Source organism: Streptomyces sp. NPDC096324 (assembly GCF_044763015.1).
Classification (GTDB): domain Bacteria; phylum Actinomycetota; class Actinomycetes; order Streptomycetales; family Streptomycetaceae; genus Streptomyces.
The window spans coordinates 15,988-34,653 of sequence record NZ_JBIWFK010000008.1 but is presented as its reverse complement, the minus strand read 5'-3'; the positions used below and the strand labels follow the sequence as shown (position 1 = coordinate 34,653).

At 73.1% G+C, this 18,666-nt stretch carries 16 protein-coding genes; 7 read left to right on the top strand and 9 right to left on the bottom strand.

The features are described 5' to 3' along the window. Window positions 1-21 precede the first annotated feature (21 nt). Entirely contained in the window at window positions 22-1,179 is a 1,158-nt protein-coding gene (locus ACIQ7M_RS22650; protein ID WP_403647071.1) for a CapA family protein, read from the bottom strand. A 274-nt stretch (window positions 1,180-1,453) separates the two neighbouring features. Here ACIQ7M_RS22650 and ACIQ7M_RS22645 point away from each other — a divergent pair, with 274 nt between their 5' ends. From ACIQ7M_RS22645 to ACIQ7M_RS22635, 3 genes are all read left to right on the top strand, one after another. Further along, the gene (locus tag ACIQ7M_RS22645) at window positions 1,454-2,002 is read left to right on the top strand and encodes a sigma-70 family RNA polymerase sigma factor (protein WP_403647068.1); all 549 of its coding nucleotides are present in this window, start codon (window positions 1,454-1,456) and stop codon (window positions 2,000-2,002) included. 135 nt (window positions 2,003-2,137) lie between these two features. Then, complete coding sequence (locus tag ACIQ7M_RS22640; RefSeq protein ID WP_386984797.1) at window positions 2,138-2,653, top strand: hypothetical protein; 516 nt, start codon at window positions 2,138-2,140, stop codon at window positions 2,651-2,653. A 219-nt stretch (window positions 2,654-2,872) separates the two neighbouring features. Continuing rightward, window positions 2,873-3,553 carry an anti-sigma factor family protein gene (locus ACIQ7M_RS22635; protein ID WP_389840209.1) on the top strand — a complete coding sequence of 227 codons (681 nt, stop codon included), beginning with the start codon at window positions 2,873-2,875 and terminating at the stop codon, window positions 3,551-3,553. Between the two features lie 102 nt (window positions 3,554-3,655). Here the strand turns inward: ACIQ7M_RS22635 and ACIQ7M_RS22630 are convergent, their stop codons facing one another. From ACIQ7M_RS22630 to ACIQ7M_RS22620, 3 genes are all read right to left on the bottom strand, one after another. Next, window positions 3,656-4,516 carry an Fpg/Nei family DNA glycosylase gene (locus ACIQ7M_RS22630; protein WP_403647065.1) on the bottom strand — a complete coding sequence of 287 codons (861 nt, stop codon included), beginning with the start codon at window positions 4,514-4,516 and terminating at the stop codon, window positions 3,656-3,658. A 38-nt stretch (window positions 4,517-4,554) separates the two neighbouring features. Beyond that, entirely contained in the window at window positions 4,555-6,630 is a 2,076-nt protein-coding gene (locus ACIQ7M_RS22625) for a SpoIIE family protein phosphatase (protein ID WP_403647062.1), read from the bottom strand. Between the two features lie 78 nt (window positions 6,631-6,708). Continuing rightward, window positions 6,709-8,082 carry a DUF6777 domain-containing protein gene (locus ACIQ7M_RS22620; RefSeq protein WP_403647059.1) on the bottom strand — a complete coding sequence of 458 codons (1,374 nt, stop codon included), beginning with the start codon at window positions 8,080-8,082 and terminating at the stop codon, window positions 6,709-6,711. Window positions 8,083-8,198: 116 nt separating this feature from the next. Between ACIQ7M_RS22620 and ACIQ7M_RS22615 the strand changes: the two genes are divergently transcribed. Further along, window positions 8,199-9,629 (top strand): lipase maturation factor family protein, encoded by a 1,431-nt coding sequence (locus tag ACIQ7M_RS22615; RefSeq protein WP_403647056.1) that lies wholly within the window; start codon window positions 8,199-8,201, stop codon window positions 9,627-9,629. Here the strand turns inward: ACIQ7M_RS22615 and ACIQ7M_RS22610 are convergent. From ACIQ7M_RS22610 to ACIQ7M_RS22600, 3 genes are read right to left on the bottom strand one after another with little or no spacing between them, the layout of a single operon-like run. Continuing rightward, the gene (locus ACIQ7M_RS22610; RefSeq protein ID WP_403647053.1) at window positions 9,563-10,642 is read right to left on the bottom strand and encodes an aldo/keto reductase; all 1,080 of its coding nucleotides are present in this window, start codon (window positions 10,640-10,642) and stop codon (window positions 9,563-9,565) included. The genes ACIQ7M_RS22615 and ACIQ7M_RS22610 overlap by 67 nt on opposite strands. Beyond that, complete coding sequence (locus ACIQ7M_RS22605; RefSeq protein ID WP_403647050.1) at window positions 10,639-11,403, bottom strand: SDR family NAD(P)-dependent oxidoreductase; 765 nt, start codon at window positions 11,401-11,403, stop codon at window positions 10,639-10,641. Before ACIQ7M_RS22605 ends, ACIQ7M_RS22610 begins: the two co-directional genes overlap by 4 nt. Beyond that, the gene (locus ACIQ7M_RS22600) at window positions 11,400-12,755 is read right to left on the bottom strand and encodes an enolase C-terminal domain-like protein (protein ID WP_403647047.1); all 1,356 of its coding nucleotides are present in this window, start codon (window positions 12,753-12,755) and stop codon (window positions 11,400-11,402) included. Before ACIQ7M_RS22600 ends, ACIQ7M_RS22605 begins: the two co-directional genes overlap by 4 nt. A 462-nt stretch (window positions 12,756-13,217) precedes the next feature. Between ACIQ7M_RS22600 and ACIQ7M_RS22595 the strand changes: the two genes are divergently transcribed. Then, window positions 13,218-14,558: an amidase family protein gene (locus ACIQ7M_RS22595; protein ID WP_355774013.1), complete on the top strand. Its 1,341-nt coding sequence runs from the start codon at window positions 13,218-13,220 to the stop codon at window positions 14,556-14,558. Window positions 14,559-14,743: 185 nt separating this feature from the next. Here the strand turns inward: ACIQ7M_RS22595 and ACIQ7M_RS22590 are convergent, their stop codons facing one another. After that, a complete protein-coding gene (locus ACIQ7M_RS22590) occupies window positions 14,744-14,920 on the bottom strand; it encodes a hypothetical protein (RefSeq protein ID WP_355767948.1) in 177 nt (58 codons plus the stop codon). Between the two features lie 527 nt (window positions 14,921-15,447). Here ACIQ7M_RS22590 and ACIQ7M_RS22585 point away from each other — a divergent pair. Continuing rightward, window positions 15,448-16,119, top strand: coding sequence for an HD domain-containing protein (locus ACIQ7M_RS22585; protein ID WP_403647043.1), 672 nt, complete (start codon window positions 15,448-15,450; stop codon window positions 16,117-16,119). Window positions 16,120-16,257: 138 nt separating this feature from the next. Continuing rightward, window positions 16,258-17,079: an SDR family oxidoreductase gene (locus ACIQ7M_RS22580; protein WP_403647040.1), complete on the top strand. Its 822-nt coding sequence runs from the start codon at window positions 16,258-16,260 to the stop codon at window positions 17,077-17,079. Window positions 17,080-17,104: 25 nt separating this feature from the next. Here the strand turns inward: ACIQ7M_RS22580 and ACIQ7M_RS22575 are convergent, their stop codons facing one another. Next, window positions 17,105-18,619 (bottom strand): SDR family NAD(P)-dependent oxidoreductase, encoded by a 1,515-nt coding sequence (locus tag ACIQ7M_RS22575; protein WP_355767939.1) that lies wholly within the window; start codon window positions 18,617-18,619, stop codon window positions 17,105-17,107. Window positions 18,620-18,666 lie beyond the last annotated feature (47 nt).

Here is an 18,666-nt window from a genome sequence, read left to right as displayed (position 1 = left end):
TCCGGTCGGTCCCGGCGCGGGTCATTCGGCCATGACGAGGCCGGCGCGGCCCGCGCCCCTGCCGAGGACGACGTCGCGGATCCGGTCGCGTACGGCGCCGACGGCGGCGCCCTGTTCCAGCGCCGCGTCGAGGTCGACGACCCGGCCGGCGTCGAGGTCGAAGGCCAGCGGGACGAACTCGGCCTTCGTCACCTCCCACCGCCCGGCGGGCCGCGTGGGCGGGGAGAAGGTGAAGCGGCCGAGGGTGCTCTGGTTGCCGCGCGGGTCCTGGACGCCGCGGTCGTCGTACATCTCGCCGGCGATCTGGTCGCCCGTGCCGTAGACGACCCAGGTGCCGTTGACCTTCTCGTACGCCTGCGGGACGTGGGAGTGGGTGCCGAGGATCAGGTCGATGTCGGGCCGCCCGCCGGTGCGGGAGGCGGTCAGTCGCCTGCTCAGGGTCAGTTGGCGCTCGTCGGGCCCGTCCTGCCACTCGGTGCCCCAGTCGAGGGAGACGACGACCACGTCGGCGCCCGCCTTCCGGGCGGCGCGGGCGTCCGCGACGATCCGGGCGGGGTCGATCAGGCCGACCGCCCAGGGCTGTCCCTGCGGGAGCGGGAGGCCGTCGGTGTCGTCCGTGTAGGCGAGGTGGGCGACGCGGGCCCCGCCCGCCTTCATCAGCGTGACCTTGTTCGCCTCCTGGGCGGAGCGAGCCGATCCGGCGTGCCGCAGGCCCGCGTGGTCCAGCGCGTCCAGGGTGCGCCGGACGCCGTCGGCGCCGTCGTCGAGGGTGTGGCTCGAGGCGGTGGAGCAGGAGTCGTAGCCGGTGGCGGCGAGCCCCTCGGCCACCTGGGGAGGGGTCTTGAAGGCGTACGTGCCGGTGGGGGCGCCGTCGGTGTCGTACACGGTCCGCAGCTGACAGATCGCCAGATCGGCGCGGGAGACCACGGGCCGGACGCCCGCGAGCATCGGCCGGAAGTCGTATCCGGCCCCTCCCGCGTCGGAGCCGGCCCGTTCGAGGACCGAGCTGTCCGGCAGGACGTCACCGCCCGCGACGAGGGTGAAGCCGCGGGCGGCAGCGGCGGGACCGGGCCGGCCGTCGCGGTGGCGGGTGGCCGTGACGTGGGCCTGGCTGGTCACCGCGGCCGCGATGAGGGCGGCCGCGAGGGCCAGGTTGATCTGTCGCGCGCGTGTGATCATGCCGGGCCCCATGCGGTCGTATTTACCTACCCATAGATACGCATCCACGTACACGGGCCGCCGCCAGTCAAGGAGACACCCCAGCGGGTCACCCGTCCGGCGTTCGCCGACCTGACCGCCGGACGAACAGCGGTACGAACACGGCGGCCCCGGAACGCGGCGCTCCACCTCGGCCGACCGTTCGGCGCACCGTTCGCCGAGCGCTTCGACCGTCCACCGCACGACCGTGTTCCCGGTCTGTCCGCGCGGGGCGCGGGGCGCTGACATACACGCCATGACGGCCGGAACCACCACCATCACCCCCGGGACGACCGCCGAGCACGAACTGGCCGCGCTGCAACGCGACCACGGCCGCCCCCTGTTCGCGCTGCTGCTGCGGCTGTCCGACGGCGACCGCCAGCGTGCGGAGGACCTGGTGCAGGAGACGTTCGTACGCGCCTGGCAGCATCCCGAGGCCCTGCGTGCGAACGACTTCGACTCCGTACGGCCCTGGCTGCTGACCGTGGGACGGCGGCTGGCCATCGACGCGCGGCGGGCCCGTCAGGCCCGGCCCCCGGAGGTCGGCGACCACGTCCTCGACAACGCGCGGATCTGCGCCGATCACGCCGAACGGTCGACGGCGACGCTCGATGTGCGGGAGGCTGTGAAGACTCTCACTCCCGAACACCGCGAAGTCCTGGTGCTGGTGTACTTCCAGGGGGCCAGTGTGGCGGAGGCCGCCGCGGCGCTGGGCATTCCACCCGGTACGGTGAAATCCCGCGCTTACTACGCGCTGCGCGCCCTGCGCCGGGTTCTTCCCGGATATGCGGCCGACCTGCGGTGAAACCGAAGGCTTAGTCAAACCTCCGTAAAGCGCCTTGCTGAGGACCATGGTTGAGCAATCAGCTTGCCTCATCCGTGTTCCGGACTGGGGCCCGGGGTCGGGCGACGCGCACGCACCGGAGGAAGGCAGGAAGGGATGCTGCACAGAGGTCAAGAGAGCACGGACGGCACCGGCGGGGGCGAACTCACCGTCCCCATGGCCTGGTTGTACGCCGAGTACATCGCGGACGAACTGCTGCGGACGGGCGACCTGATGCCGCCCACCTCCTTCGAGTTCCGTGCCGGGCGCGACGCCCTCGCGCTGACGATCTTCCTGTCCGACAGCGGCGGCGAACTCTCCGGGATCCGGGTCATCACCCAGCTCGAGACCTGGCTTTCGCTGACCGCGTACGACCAGCCCTGGCACGCCTGGGTGCGCGAGCACCTGGAGCTGCGCGCGGCCGAGGCCACCGGATGCGCCGCGCCCGATCCCGATCTGGAGCTGGCGTCCGCGGCCTGGCGGTGGCTGGAGGAGACGGAGCTCCTCGCTCCGGACCTCGACGCGGTGCCCGGCGGCGGCTCCGTGCCCGGTGAGGACGACGGTCCCCAGGTGTGGACGGCGGCCTGGCGGCTGGGGCTGCCGCTCGGGCACCTGGCCATCCACCTCTTCTGACGACGGCCGTGACCGCGCCGGAACGGCTTCCGGCGGCGGCCGCGACCGGTCCCGGGACATTTTCCGGGGCTCGCACCAATCCGCGAGCGCCCCCGCTCCGAATGTCTTCACCCCGATTCCTGACGAGTCTTGAGTGATTCGACGGTCTGCTGCGTACCCGTGGGCAACAGCAACACCACTCACAGTCCGCACCAACGCCACGAGGATTCGGTATTCGGTATGAGGTCCCTGGAACGGCATCGCGACGTCGGCGCCTATGCGCTCGGCGTGCTCGGCGAGGCGGAAGCCTTCCGCTTCGAGGACCACCTCGTGGAGTGCGCTCAGTGCACGGCGTTCGTCAGCGAGTACCGCCCCGCCACACGGCAGTTGATGCTGTACCGGCGGTCGACGCCGCGCAGCGTCCACCCCTTCGCCGCCCCCGGGCCGCGACTGCTCGACCGGCTGCTCGGCGAGGTCGCCACCCGCAACCGGGCCGGACGCCGGCGCTTCCTGTTCGCCCTGGCCGCCTCCGTGGTCCTCGCGGCGGGCGGACCGGCGCTCGCGCTCATGGCCGGCGACGACTCCCCCGGGGACAGGGTCGTCGCGGACGGCCCGCCGTCGAGCCAGATGGCCAGGACCGACGCGGAGACCGGGGTGTGGGCCCAGGTGACCACCCGGGAACGGCTCTGGGGCAGCGACATCGAGGTCGAGGTCAAGGACGCCAAGGGTCCCCGTTCCTGCGAGCTCGTCGCGATCGGCAAGGACGGCTCGGAGCAGTCGGTGACGAGCTGGATGGAGCCCGCGCACAACGAGGCCGCCATCACCATGCAGGGCGGGTCGTCGATGCGGACCGACGAGATCCGCGGCTTCGAGGTACGCACGGCGGACGGCGAACACCTCGTGACGCTCAACTCCCCCTGAGCGAAACGGTCCCGCCGCCGGGGACACCGGGCGACCGCCCGCCCGGACCTCCCGTGCGATCCGCCCGACCGGACCCGTGCGCGATCCGCCCGTTCGGTCCGCCTACTTGAGCAGCCGGGACATCCGCCGGTCCGCCAGCGGCTTGCCGCCCGTCTGGCAGGTCGGGCAGTACTGCAACGAGGAATCGCTGAAGGAGACTTCGCGGATGGTGTCGCTGCACACGGGACAGGGCTCCCCCGTTCTCCCGTGCACCCGCAGACCGCTCTTCTTCTCCGACTTCAACCGCCCGGCGGCCAGCCCGTGGGAGCGCTCCACCGCGTCGGTGAGCGTGCCGCGCAGCGCCTCGTACAGCCGCCGGGTCTCCTCGGGGGTCAGCGAGGAGGCGATCTTGAAGGGGGACATCCGGGCGGCGTGGAGGATCTCGTCACTGTAGGCGTTGCCCACGCCGGCGATCAGGCTCTGGTCGCGGAGCGCGCCCTTGAGCCGGCGCCGCTCGCCCTGGAGCAGCCCGGCGAACCGCTCCTCGTCGAAGTCGTCGGCGAGGGGGTCCGGGCCGAGCCGGGCCACGCCGGGGAGTTGCTCCGGGTCCTCGGCGACGTACACGGCGAGGCGTTTCTGGGTGCCCGCCTCGGTGAGGTCGAAGCCCTCGCCGGTCTCCAGGGCGACGCGCAGCGCGAGCGGCCCCTTGCCGGGCCGGGGCGGGCCGTCCGGGAGCGTGTCCTTCCAGTGCAGCCAGCCCGCGCGGGCCAGATGCGTGACGAGGTGCGGGCCGTCCGTGCCGATGTCCAGGAACTTGCCGAACCGGCGGACGGCCGTGACCTCGCGTCCCTCCAGCGCGGAGACGGGAGGGTCGTACGTCTTCAGGACGCTGACGGCGACGGGCAGCACGCGCACGATCCGGCGGCCGACGAGATGCTCGGCCAGGAAATCCTTGAGCGCTTCGACCTCGGGCAGTTCCGGCATACGTCCAGAGTGCCATCCGGCACCGGCGGCGCCGGGGATCAGGCGTGCTCCCGGACCATGAACTCGCACCACACGACCTTGCCGCCGCCGCGCGCCTCGACCCCCCAGACGTCGGTGAGGCGGTCGACGAGCAGCAGACCGCGGCCCGAGACACCGGACTCTCCCGCCTCGCGGCGGCGCGGCAGCGCGCTGGAGGAGTCCTCGACCTCGACGCGCAGTCTGCGTTCGGATCCGGCCAGGACGCGCAGGGTGACGATGGCCGAACCCTCGGTGTGCATGAGGGCGTTGGTGATCAGTTCGTCCGCGACCAGCTCGATCTCGTCGGCCCGGTCCCCGGCTCCCCACGCGCGCACGGCGGCCCGGATCATGTGGCGGGCCTCGCTGAGCGCCTCCGGGTCGCCGGGCGCCACATGCTGCTGAAGGCGTCCGCCCGAGCGCTGGTCGATCAGTCCGTGGCGGCGCAGGAGCAGCAGGGCGACATCGTCGTCGCCGCCGCGGTCCTCGGCCATGTCGATGAGCCGGTCGGCGAGATCGCTGACGTCGTCCGGGCCGCCGCGGATGAGGTCACCGAGGATGCGCATGCCCTCGTCGAGGTCGACACCCGGCTCCTCGACGAGCCCGTCGGTGCACAGGAGCAGGGTCTGGCCGGGGTCGAGCTCGAGAGTGGCGACCGGGTATTCGAGCCGTCCGAACTCGGCGGACAGGCCGAGCGGCAGGCCGCCTTCGAGGAGCAGCCGCCGGCAGGTCCGGTCCGCGTACCGGACGAGCGGGTCGATGTGGCCGGCCCGGACGAGCTGGGTCACCCCGGTGGACAGGTCGATCTCCGCGTACAGGCAGGTCGCGAAGCGGTCGGTGTCGAGTTCGTGGAGGAAGACCGAGGCGCGGGCCATCACGGTGGCCGGGGTGTGGCCCTCGGCCGCGTAGGCGCGCAGGACGATGCGGAGCTGGCCCATGACGGCGGCGGCATGGGTGTCGTGGCCCTGGACGTCGCCGATGACGGCGCCGACGCGGCCGCCGGGCAGCGGGATCAGGTCGTACCAGTCGCCGCCGATGTCGCGTCCGAGCGAGGCGGAGCGGTAGCGGACGGCGATGTCGGCGCCGGACACGCTGGGGATGGAGCGCGGCAGCATGGCCTGCTGGAGGCCCTGGGCGAGGTCCTTCTCCTGCTCGAAGAACATGGCCCGCTGGAGGCTCTGGGCGATGCTGCTGCCGAGCGCGACGAGGACGTTGCGCTCGTCCTCCGAGAAGCCGTGCCGGTCGTTGTAGAGCAGGCCGATCGCGCCGATGGGCCGGGCCTGCACGATGAGCGGCAGATACGCGGCCGAGGTGATCTTCAGATCGGTGATGTTGGGCCACAGGAGGGGGTAGGACTCGGCGAACTCCTCGGGCGACTCGATGAAGTGCGGCGCGAGACTGCGGACGACCTCGTTCATCGGGTACTGCGCGTCCAGGCGTGTGACGCGGGTGCCGGGGACATAGCTGTCCACGGGTCCCGTGGCGACCATGCGGATGCGGCCGGCCTCGACCAGGCCCATGACCAGGCTGGCCGCACCGAGGTGGGTGAGGCCGTGGGTGTCCTGGAGCACGTCGATGACGTCCTGCACGGTGACGGCGTGGGCCAGCGCGGCCGTGGTGAGCTGGACGACGCTGGTCTGCTGGCGCCGTACCTCGTTCTGGGCGGCCTGTTCGCGGCGTGCCGCGCTCTCGTCGAGCTCGTCGGTGGCGTCGCGGACGATGCCGATGATCCGGCGCGGCCGGCCGTTCTCGTCGCGGCGGATGTAGCCCTGGGTGTGGGTCCAGCGCAGGGCGCCGTCGCGGCGGCGGATACGGAAGTAGGCGCCGTAGTTCTCGCTGCCGTCCTTGAGGGCGTGGGAGACCATCGTGTCGAGGCGGCGCGACTCCCCCGGCGGGACGCGCATGGACAGGGTGGCGGGGTGCCCGTCGTATTCGTCCGGGCGCACGTCGAAGACCTCGTGGGCCTGGGCGTCCATCTGCATCAGACCGGTGTCCAGGTCCCAGTCGAAGCTGCCCATGCGGTTGAGCGCCAGGATCGGATCCGGGTGGGCGGGCCAGTCGTCCGGGAGTGACAGGGCGCTCGCTCCCCGATCAACCATGGGGCCACCATGCCAGCATTTGCCCGATTGTTCGACTTCTGGAGGGCCTGGTTCCGGGGCCCCCGGACGCGGACGTGTTCACGTGCCGGGGGTGTCGGCCGAGACCTCGAAGACGCTGTCGGGACCGGTCGGCACGTCGGGGATCAGCCCGCCGTCGGGGGCGTCGGGGCTGTCCGGGCCGGTGTCCTCGGTGGGGGTGCCCGGCTCGTCGGACGGGACCCGCGGCTCCGGGGGCTCCGGGGAGCCGGAGCGGTCGGGGGCGGCCGGGCCTGTCGGCGGGGCCGTGGTGCCGCCCGAGGGGGGTGGGGTGGTCCCGGGCCCCGTCGTCGGCGATGCCGTGACGGTGGGACTCGGGCAGTGCGGGGGCTCGGCACTCGGGCGCGCGGCGCGGCCCGGGGCGCCGACGTCCATGGCGGTGTCGTCCGTGGGAATCCCGCTGGGCATGGGACTGCCGGTGGGCGTGGGAGTGCCGCTGATTGTGGGACTGCCGGTGGGCGCGGTGCGCGGCCCGGCGCTCTCGCCCGGGGTTCCCTCGCCGGTGCCCGGTGTCGGGGTCACCGTCGCGGTCGGTGTGGCGCAGTCGGAGGTGTCGGGGGACGGGCTCCGGCCGCCCTGCGAGGTGCCCGCGGAGGGCTCCCGCGCGGGAGCGGAGTCGTGCGGCACGGGGACCGAGCCGTCGGGCGGCGGTACGGCGTGGTCGTGGCGGTGGCCGTCGTGTCCGACCGGCCGCTCGATCCAGGTGTCGTCGCCGTCGTCGACGATCGTGATGGCGGTGATCGCGTCGGGCGCCGGCGTCACCGTGACGACCCGGGCGGGCCGGTACCCGCTCCAGGGCGTGCCGCGGGTGTCCGGGTTCTCGTCGAGCGCGGTGGGCCGGCCCAGCGGGTTGCCGCAGGCGCAGCGGACCCTGGGTACGCCCCGGTCGTCGACGAGGACGGCCGTACCGGCCTGGAGCACGGCCTGGTAGCCCGTCGCCCGTCCGGCGGCGAAGCCGTGGTCCGTGACGCCGGTGTCGGCGCGCAGCACGACCGGGGTGAGCTGCCGCAGATAGCCGGGGACGGACCCCGGTGAGACGCCGGAGAGTTCGGCGAAGGCACGGGCCCTGGCCGGGTCGGCGGCGAGGTAGCGGATCTGCTTCTCGACATCGCAGCTCCCGGCGTTGCGGGTGCCGCCGTACAGGCCCGGGGTGGCGCCCGACACGGTGCGCGCGCCGTGTGTGCCGGTGGCCGTGGGTTGCGGCGTTCGGGTGACGGGCGGCCGGGACGCGGGGGTGGTGTCGGTGGGCGCCGTGAAGGGGTCGGGCCCCCGGACCGCGAGGGGCTGGAGAAGCACGTCGCCGCCGGTGGATCCGTTCGGCGCCGTGTGCCCGCCCCCGCCGCCACAGGCCGCGACGACGAGGAGTGCCGCCGCGAGCGCGCAGGCCGCGGCAAAGGTCCTGGTGGGTATGTGCACGCGTTCTCCCGTTCGTCCCGGGCTGTTCGTGCCTCATTCTCTGCGTCACCCTCTTGGCGCACGCAAGCGGAAAGCGGTCACCCAGCGTCACAATGGAGGGGAGAGGAGCACCCGCCATGGAGTGGTTCGTCGCACCCGGGTACGAGCTGAGCCGGCTGGTGTTCCAGCGGGGGCTGGCCGTGCTGTATCTGGTCGCGTTCCTGGGCGCGGCCCGGCAGTTCCGCGCGCTGACCGGGGAGCGCGGGATGCTGCCCGTGCCCCGCTTCGTGCGGCACGTGGCGTTCCGGGACGCGCCGAGCGTGTTCCACTGGCGCTACTCCGACCGCTTCTACGCCGCCTGGTGCTGGACGGGCTGCGCGGTGTCGCTGGCTCTGGCCGCCGGACTCGACGGGCTGCTGCCGCTCTGGGGCGCGATGCTCCTCTGGCTCGTGCCGTGGGCCCTGTACCTGTCGGTCGTCAACGTCGGCCAGACCTGGTACGCGTTCGGCTGGGAGTCGCTGCTGCTCGAGGTGGGCTTCCTCGCGGTGTTCCTCGGCAACGACGAGGTGGCCCCGCCCGTCGTCGTGCTGTTCCTGATGCGCTGGGTGCTGTTCCGTGTGGAGTTCGGCGCGGGGCTGATCAAGATGCGGGGGGACGCCTGCTGGCGGAAGCTGACCTGCCTCTACTACCACCACGAGACCCAGCCGATGCCAGGCCCGCTGAGCTGGTTCTTCCACCATCTGCCGGGACCGTTCCACCGGATCGAGGCGGCCGCCAACCACGTCACCCAACTCGTGATTCCGGTGCTGCTGTTCACCCCGCAGCCGATCGCGACGGCGGCGGCCTCGCTGATGATCCTCACCCAGCTCTGGCTGGTGCTCTCCGGCAACTTCGCCTGGCTGAACTGGACGACGATCGTGCTCGCCCTGAGCGTGACCGAATTCCCCGTCACCGCGCCGCGGACCCCGGCGACACCGCTGTGGTACGAGGTGGTCGTGCTGGTGGTGGCCGCGGGTCTGCTGGCCCTCGGCTACCGCCCGGCACGCAATCTGATCTCCCGGCGGCAGGTCATGAACCGCTCCTTCGACCCGCTTCATCTGGTGAACACCTACGGGGCGTTCGGCAGCGTCAGCAGGATGCGCCACGAGGTGGTCGTCGAGGGCACGGCGGACGCGGTGCCGCGCGAGGACGCCGACTGGCGGGAGTACGAGTTCAAGGGCAAACCGGGTGATCCACGGCACTGGCCGCGCCAGTTCGCGCCGTACCATCTGCGGCTCGACTGGCTGATGTGGTTCGTGGGGCTGTCTCCCGGCTACGCCGGCACCTGGTTCTCCGGTCTCGTGGAGCGGCTGCTGGAGAACGACCCCGACACGCTGCGGCTGCTGCGCCGCTCCCCGTTCCCGGCCGACGCGCCGCCGCGCTACGTCCGCGCCCGTCTCTTCCGCTACCGCTACACGACCTGGAGCGAGCTGCGCGAGACGGGCGCGTGCTGGCACCGGACCTACGTGCGCGACTTCCTCCCGCCGACCCGGCTGGAAGGGGCCGCCGAGCCGGGGGTGCCACCCTGATCCGGAGAGGGGTGAGGTTCCGTGACGGGAAGGGGCTTGGTGTCGGGGACGGGCGCGGTGTCGGGGAGCAGGCCCTCCGTGCGCAGTTCCCGCCAGAAGTCCGGGGGCACCGGCTCCGCGAACCGCTCGGCGCAGTCACGGACTTCGTCCGCCGAGCGGGCCCCGGCCAGGACGCTCACCACCGCCGGATGGGCGGCGGGGAAGGCCAGGGCGGCGGCACGCAGGGTGGTGCCGTGGCGTCCCGCGATCTCCTTGAGCCGCAGAGCGCGGTCCAGCAACTCGCCCGATGCCACCGCATAGTCGTACGTCGCTCCGGGCCTCGGGTCGGCCAGCAGACCGGAGTTGAAGGCGCCGCCGATGACGACGGAGGTGCCGCGGGCCTGGGCGGCGGGCAGCAGTTCGGTGAGCGCGTCGTGGTCCAGGAGGGTGTAGCGGCCCGCGCAGAGCACCACGTCGACATCGGTCTCGCGGACGAACCGGGTCAGCATCCGCGTCTGGTTCATGCCCACGCCGATCGCGCGCACCACGCCCTGCGAGCGCAGGTCGGCCAGTGCGGGAAAGCCTTCGCGGAAGGCCTGTTCGGCGTGGTCGTCGGGATCGTGGAGGTAGACGACGTCCACGCGGTCGAGGCCGAGCCGTTCGAGGCTGGCGTCCAGGCTCCGTCGTACGCCGTCGGCGCTGAAGTCCCAGACGCGGCGGTGGGTGGCGGACACCGCGAAGCCGTCCGCCCGGTCGTCGCCGCCCGCGTCGGCGGGCTCCAGCAGGCGCCCCACCTTGGTCGAGACGGTGTACCGCGCGCGGGGCAGGTCGCGCAGGGCCGCGCCCAGGCGCCGTTCGGAGAGGCCGAGGCCGTAGTGCGGGGCCGTGTCGAAGTAGCGGATGCCGCTCGTCCAGGCGGCGCCGACGGCCTCGTACGCCTGCTCGTCCGTGACCTCGGTGTACAAGTTGCCGATGCCGGCGGCGCCGAAGGACAGCGCGCTGACGGGGACGCCGGTGGCGCCTAGGGAGTTCACCGGACCACCGGACGCGGCCGCAGTCCCTGCATCCCGCCGTCCACCGCGAGCGCGGTGCCGGTGGTGGATCCGGACAGCGGGCTCGCCAAGTAGGCGATGGCGCCCGCGACTTCCGCCGCCGACACCAGCCGGCCGGTGGGCTGGCGGGCCTCCAGCGCGGCGCGTTCGGCGGCCGGATCAGGAGCGGCGTCCAGGAGCCGGCCGACCCAAGGGGTGTCCACGGTGCCGGGGTTGACGCAGTTGACGCGGATGCCTTCGCCGACGTGGTCGGCCGCCATGGCGAGGGTCAGCGCGAGGACGGCGCCCTTGGACGCCGAGTACAGCGCCCGCTGGGGCAGTCCCGCCGTGGCCGCGACGGAGCAGGTGTTCACGACGGCCGCGTGCGCGGATTCCCGCAGATGGGGCAGGGCGGCGCGGGTCGTCCGCACGACGCCGAGGAGATTGACGTCCAGGACCCGGTGCCATTCGGCGTCGTCGTTGTCCTCGACGGTGCCGCGGGCGCCGACACCCGCGTTGTTGACCAGGATGTCGAGGCCGCCCAGGTCCGCGACGGCGGCGGCGACGGCCTCGCGCACGGAGGCGTCGTCGGTGACGTCGGCCCGGTGGCCGGTCAGCGGCCTGTCGACGGAAGACGGGTCGAGGTCGAGGACGGCGACCCGGGCGCCGCGCGCGGCGAGGAGACCGGCGGTCGCCCTGCCGATCCCGGAGGCGCCTCCGGTCACCAGCGCCCTGAGCCCGTCCAGTTCCTGAGAGTCCGTCATACGGCTTGCTCCTTCGGTTCGTCGGCCTGCTGCCGGGCGAGGTCGGCGGCCCAGAAGGTGCCGCCGCAATAGCCGAACTCCGCGATGGCCTCGGGCCGCATCGCGGCGGAGAAGCCCGGCGCGGTGGGCGCGGTGTAGTGGCCGTCGCGGATCACCACCGGATCGGTGAAGTGGTGGTGCAGATGGTCCACGTACTCGATGACGCGGTCGTCGGTGGTGCCGGACAGGGCGACGAAGTCGAACATCGCGAGGTGCTGGACGAGTTCGCACAGCCCCACCCCTCCGGCGTGCGGGCAGACCGGGACGCCGAACTTGGCGGCGAGGAGCAGGATGGCGAGGTTCTCGTTGACACCGCCGACCCGTGCCGCGTCCATCTGCACAATGTCGATGGCGCCCGCCTGGAAGAGCTGCTTGAAGACGACACGGTTGTGCGCGTGCTCGCCGGTGGCGACCTTGACCGGGGCGACCGCCGCGCGCACGGCGGCGTGGCCGAGGATGTCGTCGGGGCTGGTCGGCTCCTCGATCCAGTACGGCCGGTACTCGGCGAGCGCCGTGGTCCAGGTGATCGCCTCGTCCACGTTCCAGCGCTGGTTGGCGTCGACCGCGATGCGGATGTCCGGGCCGACCGCGGCCCGGGCGGCGCGGAGGCGGCGCAGGTCGTCGTCCAGGTCGGCGCCCACCTTCAGCTTGATCTGCCGGAATCCCGCGGCGACGGCCTCGACGGCCAGCCGGGTGAGCTTCTCGTCGCTGTAGCCGAGCCAACCGGGCGAGGTGGTGTACGCGGGGTAGCCCCGTTCGCGCAGGATCGCGGCGCGCTCCTCGGCGCCCTCCCTGCCCCGGCGCAGCAGGTGCAGCGCCTCGTCGGGCGTCAGCGCGTCCGTGATGTAGCGGAAGTCGACCTGGGAGACGAGCCATTCGGGTTCGGCTTCCGCGAGCAGTCGCCACAGCGGACGCTGTGCGCGCCGCGCGGCCAGATCCCACACCGCGTTGACGACGGCGCCGATCGCCATGTGCATCACGCCCTTCTCGGGCCCGAGCCAGCGCAGTTGGCTGTCGCCGACCAGGTCGCGCGAGAGAGAGCCGGGGTCGGCGCACAGCTCGTCGAGGGACCGCCCGAGGACATGTCCCCGCAGCGCGTCGATCGCGGCGACCTGGACGTCGTTGCCCCGCCCGATGGTGAAGGCGAAGCCGTGCCCCTCGGCTCCCTCGGGGGCGTCGGTGCGCAGCACGACGTACGCGGCCGAGTAGTCGGGGTCCGGGTTCATCGCGTCCGAGCCGTCGAGCTCGCGCGAGGTGGGGAAGCGGATGTCGTGGGTGTCGACCGCGACGACACGGGCGGAGGTCGGGGGCACGGCGGGCCTTTCCGTCGGCGACAGGGGGTCCAGGGCCGGGTGCGGAGGAGTGCTCGGTCCCGAGGATCTCCCCGCCCACCCGTCCGCGTACAGCGTCGGGCACGCTCCGATCCGACGGCCGGGTCGCCGACCAAACACGCCGGGGCCCGATCCGGCCGCACTCGGGCACGCTCCGGTCCGACGGCCGAGCCGCCGGCCGGGATCGCGCGGGACCGGTCCCGCCGCACTCGGGGCACGCCGGTCGACCTGGCGGGGGCAGGCCGGTCGACCCGGCGGGGCGCGCCGATCGTCCTCATGGAGCAGACCGGTCGCCCTCGGGAGGGCACTCCGGCCGCCGCGTCACGCGAGAACCGGGAGGCCGGACCGAAGGTCGGGGGGCGCGGACCCTCGACGCGGCGCCCGCGCTGCGGGCAGAGTGCTCCCCGTAACTACTCACCAGTACGACACGAGTGAGGAGCGCCCGTGACCACCTGGGCCGGCCGGACCGCCACCGAGATCGCCGCAGCCGTACGCGAGAAGAAGGTCACCCCCCGCGAGGTGGTGGCCGAACACCTCGCGCGGATCGAACGCCTCGACGGGCGCGTCGGCGCCTTCCGCACGGTCCGCGCCGAGGCCGCCCTGGCGGAGGCCGACGAGCTGGCCGGCCGGGACCTCGCCCGGCTCCCCCTGGCGGGCGTGCCGGTGGCGGTGAAGGACAACCTCGCGGTGCGCGGGGAGCAGACCCGCAACGGTTCCGCCGCGACCCCGGACGCCCTCGCCGACGAGGATCACGTCACCGTGGCCCGGCTGCGCGCGGCGGGAGCCGTCGTGGTGGGGCTGACGAACGTGCCCGAACTCTGCGTCTTCGGCACCACGGAGGGCGTGTACGGCAACGCGCGCAACCCCTGGGACCTGTCCCGTACGGCGGGCGGCTCCTCGGGCGGCAGCGCGGCCGCGGTCGCCGCCGCGATGGTGCCGATCGCGCTCGGCAACGACGGCATGGGCTCGCTGCGCATCCCGGCCGCCAACTGCGGTCTGGTGACCCTGAAGCCGGGCCACGGGGTGATCCCCGCCGGGATCGGCCACGGCGACTGGTTCGGCATGTCGGAGAACGGCCCGCTGGCCACGACGGTCGAGGACGCGCGGCTCATGTTCGCCCTCCTCGCGGACATCGAGCCGGCCCCGCCCGCGGAGCCCGCCACCCGCAGGATCGCCCTGTCGGTACGCAGCCCGCTGGCCGGAATCCACGTCACGCGGCCGTATACGAACGCCGCCCGGGAGGCCGCCGCGCTGCTGGCCGAGGCGGGTCACCGGGTGCGGACCGCGAATCCGCCGTACCCGCTGTGGCTGAGCACGACCTCGCTCGCGCACTGGACGGCGGGCACCGCGGTGGACGCGGAGGATCTCGACCCACGCCGACTGGCCCGGCGCACCCGCGTGCACGCCGCGGTCGGCCGCCGCTTCGTGACGGGCGTGCGCAAGGGGGACCGCCGTGAGCAGTTGCGCGGACGCCTCGCGGCGTTCTTCGCGGAGTACGACGTGCTGCTCACCCCGGCGCTCGCCCGGCGCAGCCCCGCGTCCGTCGACTGGCACAAGCGGGGCTGGCTGCGCAATGTCCTGGCCAACACCAACTACTCGCCGATGACCCCGCCCTGGAACCTCACCGGCTGGCCCGCGATGTCCGTCCCGTTCGGCAAGCTGCCGAGCGGTGCGCCCGGCGCCGTCCAGCTCGTCGGCATGCCCGGCTCGGAGGAGGCACTGCTCGACGTGGCCGGGCAACTCGAGGTACTCCACCCGTGGCGGCGGACGGCTCCGCTCGGTTAGGAGGCCGGGGGGACGCCCGGCCGGAGGCCGCCGCCGAGCAGGAGGCGGCCCCCGGGAGGTGGCGTCGCCTGCGGCGTCACATGCCGAAGCCGCGGCCGGTCGTCGGCCGCGGCTTCTCCCGCTCGGCGCGAACGCCGGTCCGGCACTCCCGTGCCGTCCTCGCTCGCGCCGGCTCCTGGTGTCGGTCAGTCGACGCTCGGCAGGATGTGGGGCTCGGCGAGGTCGTCCTCGTAGCCCGCGAGGCGGATGGGAGCGGACCTGGCCCACACGTCCAGGCTTCCGAGCTTGGTGTCGGACCCACCACCGAGGCGGTCCCTGCGTTCCTTGGGGCCCTGATCGAGTTTCGTCTTCTCTGGTGTCACCGCGCACTCCTTATGTGTCGGGTCACCCTCGGGACGCTAGGGCCCGGTGCTCTCGGGTCGCCTGACGTCCGCTCGGGTCTGAGTCGAAGCAGTTAGGGACGCGGTGGCGCCGGTAACTCGGGTGAGAGCAGGCCGTGGTGACCGGCAAGTCCCGGGACGGACCGTGGGTGTGGGTGGACCCCAGTAAGTCTGTCCGTCGGCTACAGCCTAACCAAATGAGCAGGCCCCCGCTCTATGGGGCTGAAAACGTGAGGTTACTGTCACACGTCATCCAGGCTCCATCAAGCCTCGATCTGCGGCGATTTGAAACATGATGCCCTCTTCGCGACCACCCATTCGGCTCAATATCGCCCCTGGACGGGGGCGTCGACGCCGCCCAGGGGCAGTACTGAGTCACCATCGGCCGACGGCCGTCGCGCGCGGCCGGCCCGAAGACGTCACGCAGTTCAGGTCCCGTTGGCCGGTTCGCAAGGAGGCCATGCTGTGCTGTCGCACGGCAACGGCCTTTCTCGCGGGAGGACTGACGCATGGAGCTGCGCAGCGTCGAGGAGCTGATGGACCTGCTGCACGCCGGCCGGGGCGTCCACGACACCCCCGGGCTCGCCCACTCCCGGCTCCGCCCGGGCGCGGGAACGCCCGCCGGCGACACCGTCGATCTGCACGACCACGCCCTGCAGACCGCCGCGCTGCTGCGCCGGGGCCACCCCAGCGACAAGGAGCTCCAGGTCGCGGGCCTGGTGCACGACATCGGACATCTGCTCAGGCCCGGTGACGAGGCCGGGCACGCCGGTCTCGCCGCCGACGCCGTGCGGCCGCTCCTCGGCGAGCGGGTCTCCGGGATCGTCCGGCTGCACGTCGCGGCGGAGCGCTACCTCGCGGCCGGCTCGACGGGCCACGGACCGGCCGCGCGCGGGCCCCTCACCCCGGCCGTCCCGGGCGGCCCGATGACCCGCCGGGAGGCGGCCGCGTTCGGGCACGACCCGCTGGCCGAGGACGCGGTGACCCTGCGGCAGGCGGACGACGCGGGCCGGGTCCCCGGCCTGTACGCCGGGGACATGGAGGACTGGCGCACGCTGCTGGAGCTGGTGGCGGAACGCTCCGCGTGGGCGGGCGACCGCGTCGGCGCACGGCATCCGCGACACCCGGGTCCGACGGCCGGACGGGCGGAACGTTCCGCGCGGCTGGGCACCGCGGACTGACGGCTGGGCTCCGCGCGGCCCGTGCCCGCGGCGTCCAGCGGGCGACGGCGGTGGCGGCGGGCCGAGGCGGTGGCGGCGGGCGGCAGCGGTCGGTGCGGGGGTCTGTCGACTGACGGACCGTCATGAGACGGTACGCGGATGACGTCGCCGTACGGACTTCAGGGCAGGGCCGCCGTCGTCACCGGCGCCTCGCGCGGAATCGGTCTCGCCGTCGCCGAGGCCCTCGCCGGAGCGGGTGTCCGGGTGTGCGTGAGCGCGCGGGACCCGGACGCGGTGCGGCGCGCGGCCGAGCGGGTCGGCGGCATCGGGCTCGCCGGTTCCGTCACCGACGCGGCACATCTGAGGGAACTGACCGACCTGGCGCTCCGCACCTTCGGACGCCTGGACATCGTGGTCAACAACGCGGCGACCAACCAGCCCTACGGCCCGCTCATGGAAGCCGACCCGGAACACTGGCGCGAAGCCTTCACCGTGAACGTCGAGGCACCGCTGCGACTGGTGCAGTACGCCTGGCGGTCCTGGATGGGCGAGCACGGCGGGTCCGTGGTCAACGTCTGCACGGAGGGCGCCGCGCACGTCGGCCCCCGGATCGGGGCGTACGGCACCAGCAAGGCCGCCCTGCTCCATCTGACCCGGCAACTGGCCGGCGAGCTGGCCCCGAAGGTACGGGTCAACTCGGTCTCCCCCGGCCTCGTCCGTACCGAGATGGCCCGCTTCGTGTGGGAGGACGCCGAGGCGGCACTGGGCGCCTCGCTCCCGCTCGGGCGCATCGGACGGCCCGAGGACGTCGCCGCCGCCGTGACCTGGCTGGTCTCCGACGCGGCCGGGTGGATCACCGGCGCCGACCTGCTGGTCGACGGGGGCACACGGGTGAGGGCGGCCTACTCCGGCTCCCCCGCCGGACCGGTCCAGGAACGGCTGCGGCAGCGGACCCCCGGCGTACGAGGGTCCGCGCCGTAGGACGGGTCCGCGCAGGCCGGGGCGTTTACCACTTGCCCGGCGCGTAGTCCTTCAGGAAGACGCCGTACAGGTCCTCGCCCAGCTCGCCGCGGACGACCGGGTCGTACACGCGGGCTGCGCCGTCGACGAGGTCGAGGGGGGCGTGGAAGCCCTCGTCGGCCAGGCGCAGCTTGTCGTAGTGCGGGCGCTCGTCGGTGATCCAGCCGGTGTCGACCGAGGTCATCAGGATGCCGTCGGTCTCGAACATCTCCTGGGCGCTGGTACGGGTCACCATGTTCATGGCGGCCTTCGCGGCGTTCGTGTTCGGGTGACCGGCGCCCTTGTAGCCGCGGCCGAACACGCCCTCCATCGCGGAGACGTTGACGACGTACGCGCGCCCGGTGGACGCCGTGCGGGCGGCTTCGGCCATCTGCGGCCGCAGCTTGCTGATCAGGATGAACGGTGCCGTGTAGTTGCAGAGCTGGGTCTCGAGCAGTTCGACCGGGGAGATCTGCTCGATGGTCTGCACCCAGGTGTTGCTGTCCACGACGTCGGGGAGCAGGCCGCCGGCGTCGATGGCGGTGCCCTCGCGGTGGCGGACCACGCTGGCGTTGCCCGCGACCAGGGCGAGGTCGGCCACCTTCTGCGCCTCAAGACCGGAGACGCCGACGGGCAGCGCCTGCAGTCCGTCGACCGCGCCGGAGTTGAAGGCGCCGATGACGTGCTGGGCGGGCAGTTCACCGGCCGGCAGCGGGGCGCTCTCGCTCTCGACGAGCGCGGCGTAGGCGGAGGGCAGCCGGCGCACGGTCTGCGTGGCGTTGTTGATCAGGATGTCGAGCGGGCCCTGCTCGGCGACGCGGTCGGCCAGGGCGACGGCCTGGGCCGGGTCGCGCAGGTCGATGCCGACGACCTCCAGGCGGTGGATCCAGTCCGCCGAGTCGTCCATGGCCTTGAAACGGCGGATCGCGTCGTTCGGGAAGCGCGTGGTGATCGTGGTGTGGGCACCGTCACGCAGCAGGCGCAGCGCGATGTACATGCCGATCTTGGCGCGGCCGCCGGTGAGCAGCGCCCGCTTGCCGGTGAGGTCGGTACGGGCGTCGCGGCGCGAGCGGTTCAGGGCGGCGCAGTCCTGGCAGAGCTGGTGGTAGAAGTAGTCGACCTCGACGTACCGCGTCTTGCACGTGTAGCAGGAGCGCGGGCGCTGGAGTATGCCCGCGATCTTGCCCTCCTCCGTCACCGACGACGGCAGGATGCCCTCGGTCTCGTCGTCGATGCGCTGGGCGGAGCCGGTCGCGGTGGACTCGGTGACCAGCTTGTCGTGGGCCGTCTTGGCGGCACGGCGCTCCTGGCGGCGGCGCTGCTTCACCATCCGGTAGATGCCGGCGGTGGCGCGGCGCACGGCGATCGCGTCGGGGTGGTCGACCTCGATCTTCTCGAGTTCGTCGAGCACGCCGAGGCAGACCGCCAGCCGCTCCGGGTCGATGCCGGGACCGAACGCGACGTCCGCCACATCTGTCGTGTCCACGACGGGGGTCTCCCGGCCGTCCTCTGTCACCGTCATCGCTGCTGCCGTTCCTCGGGTGGTGCGCCGCGTTCGAACCGCGCTCG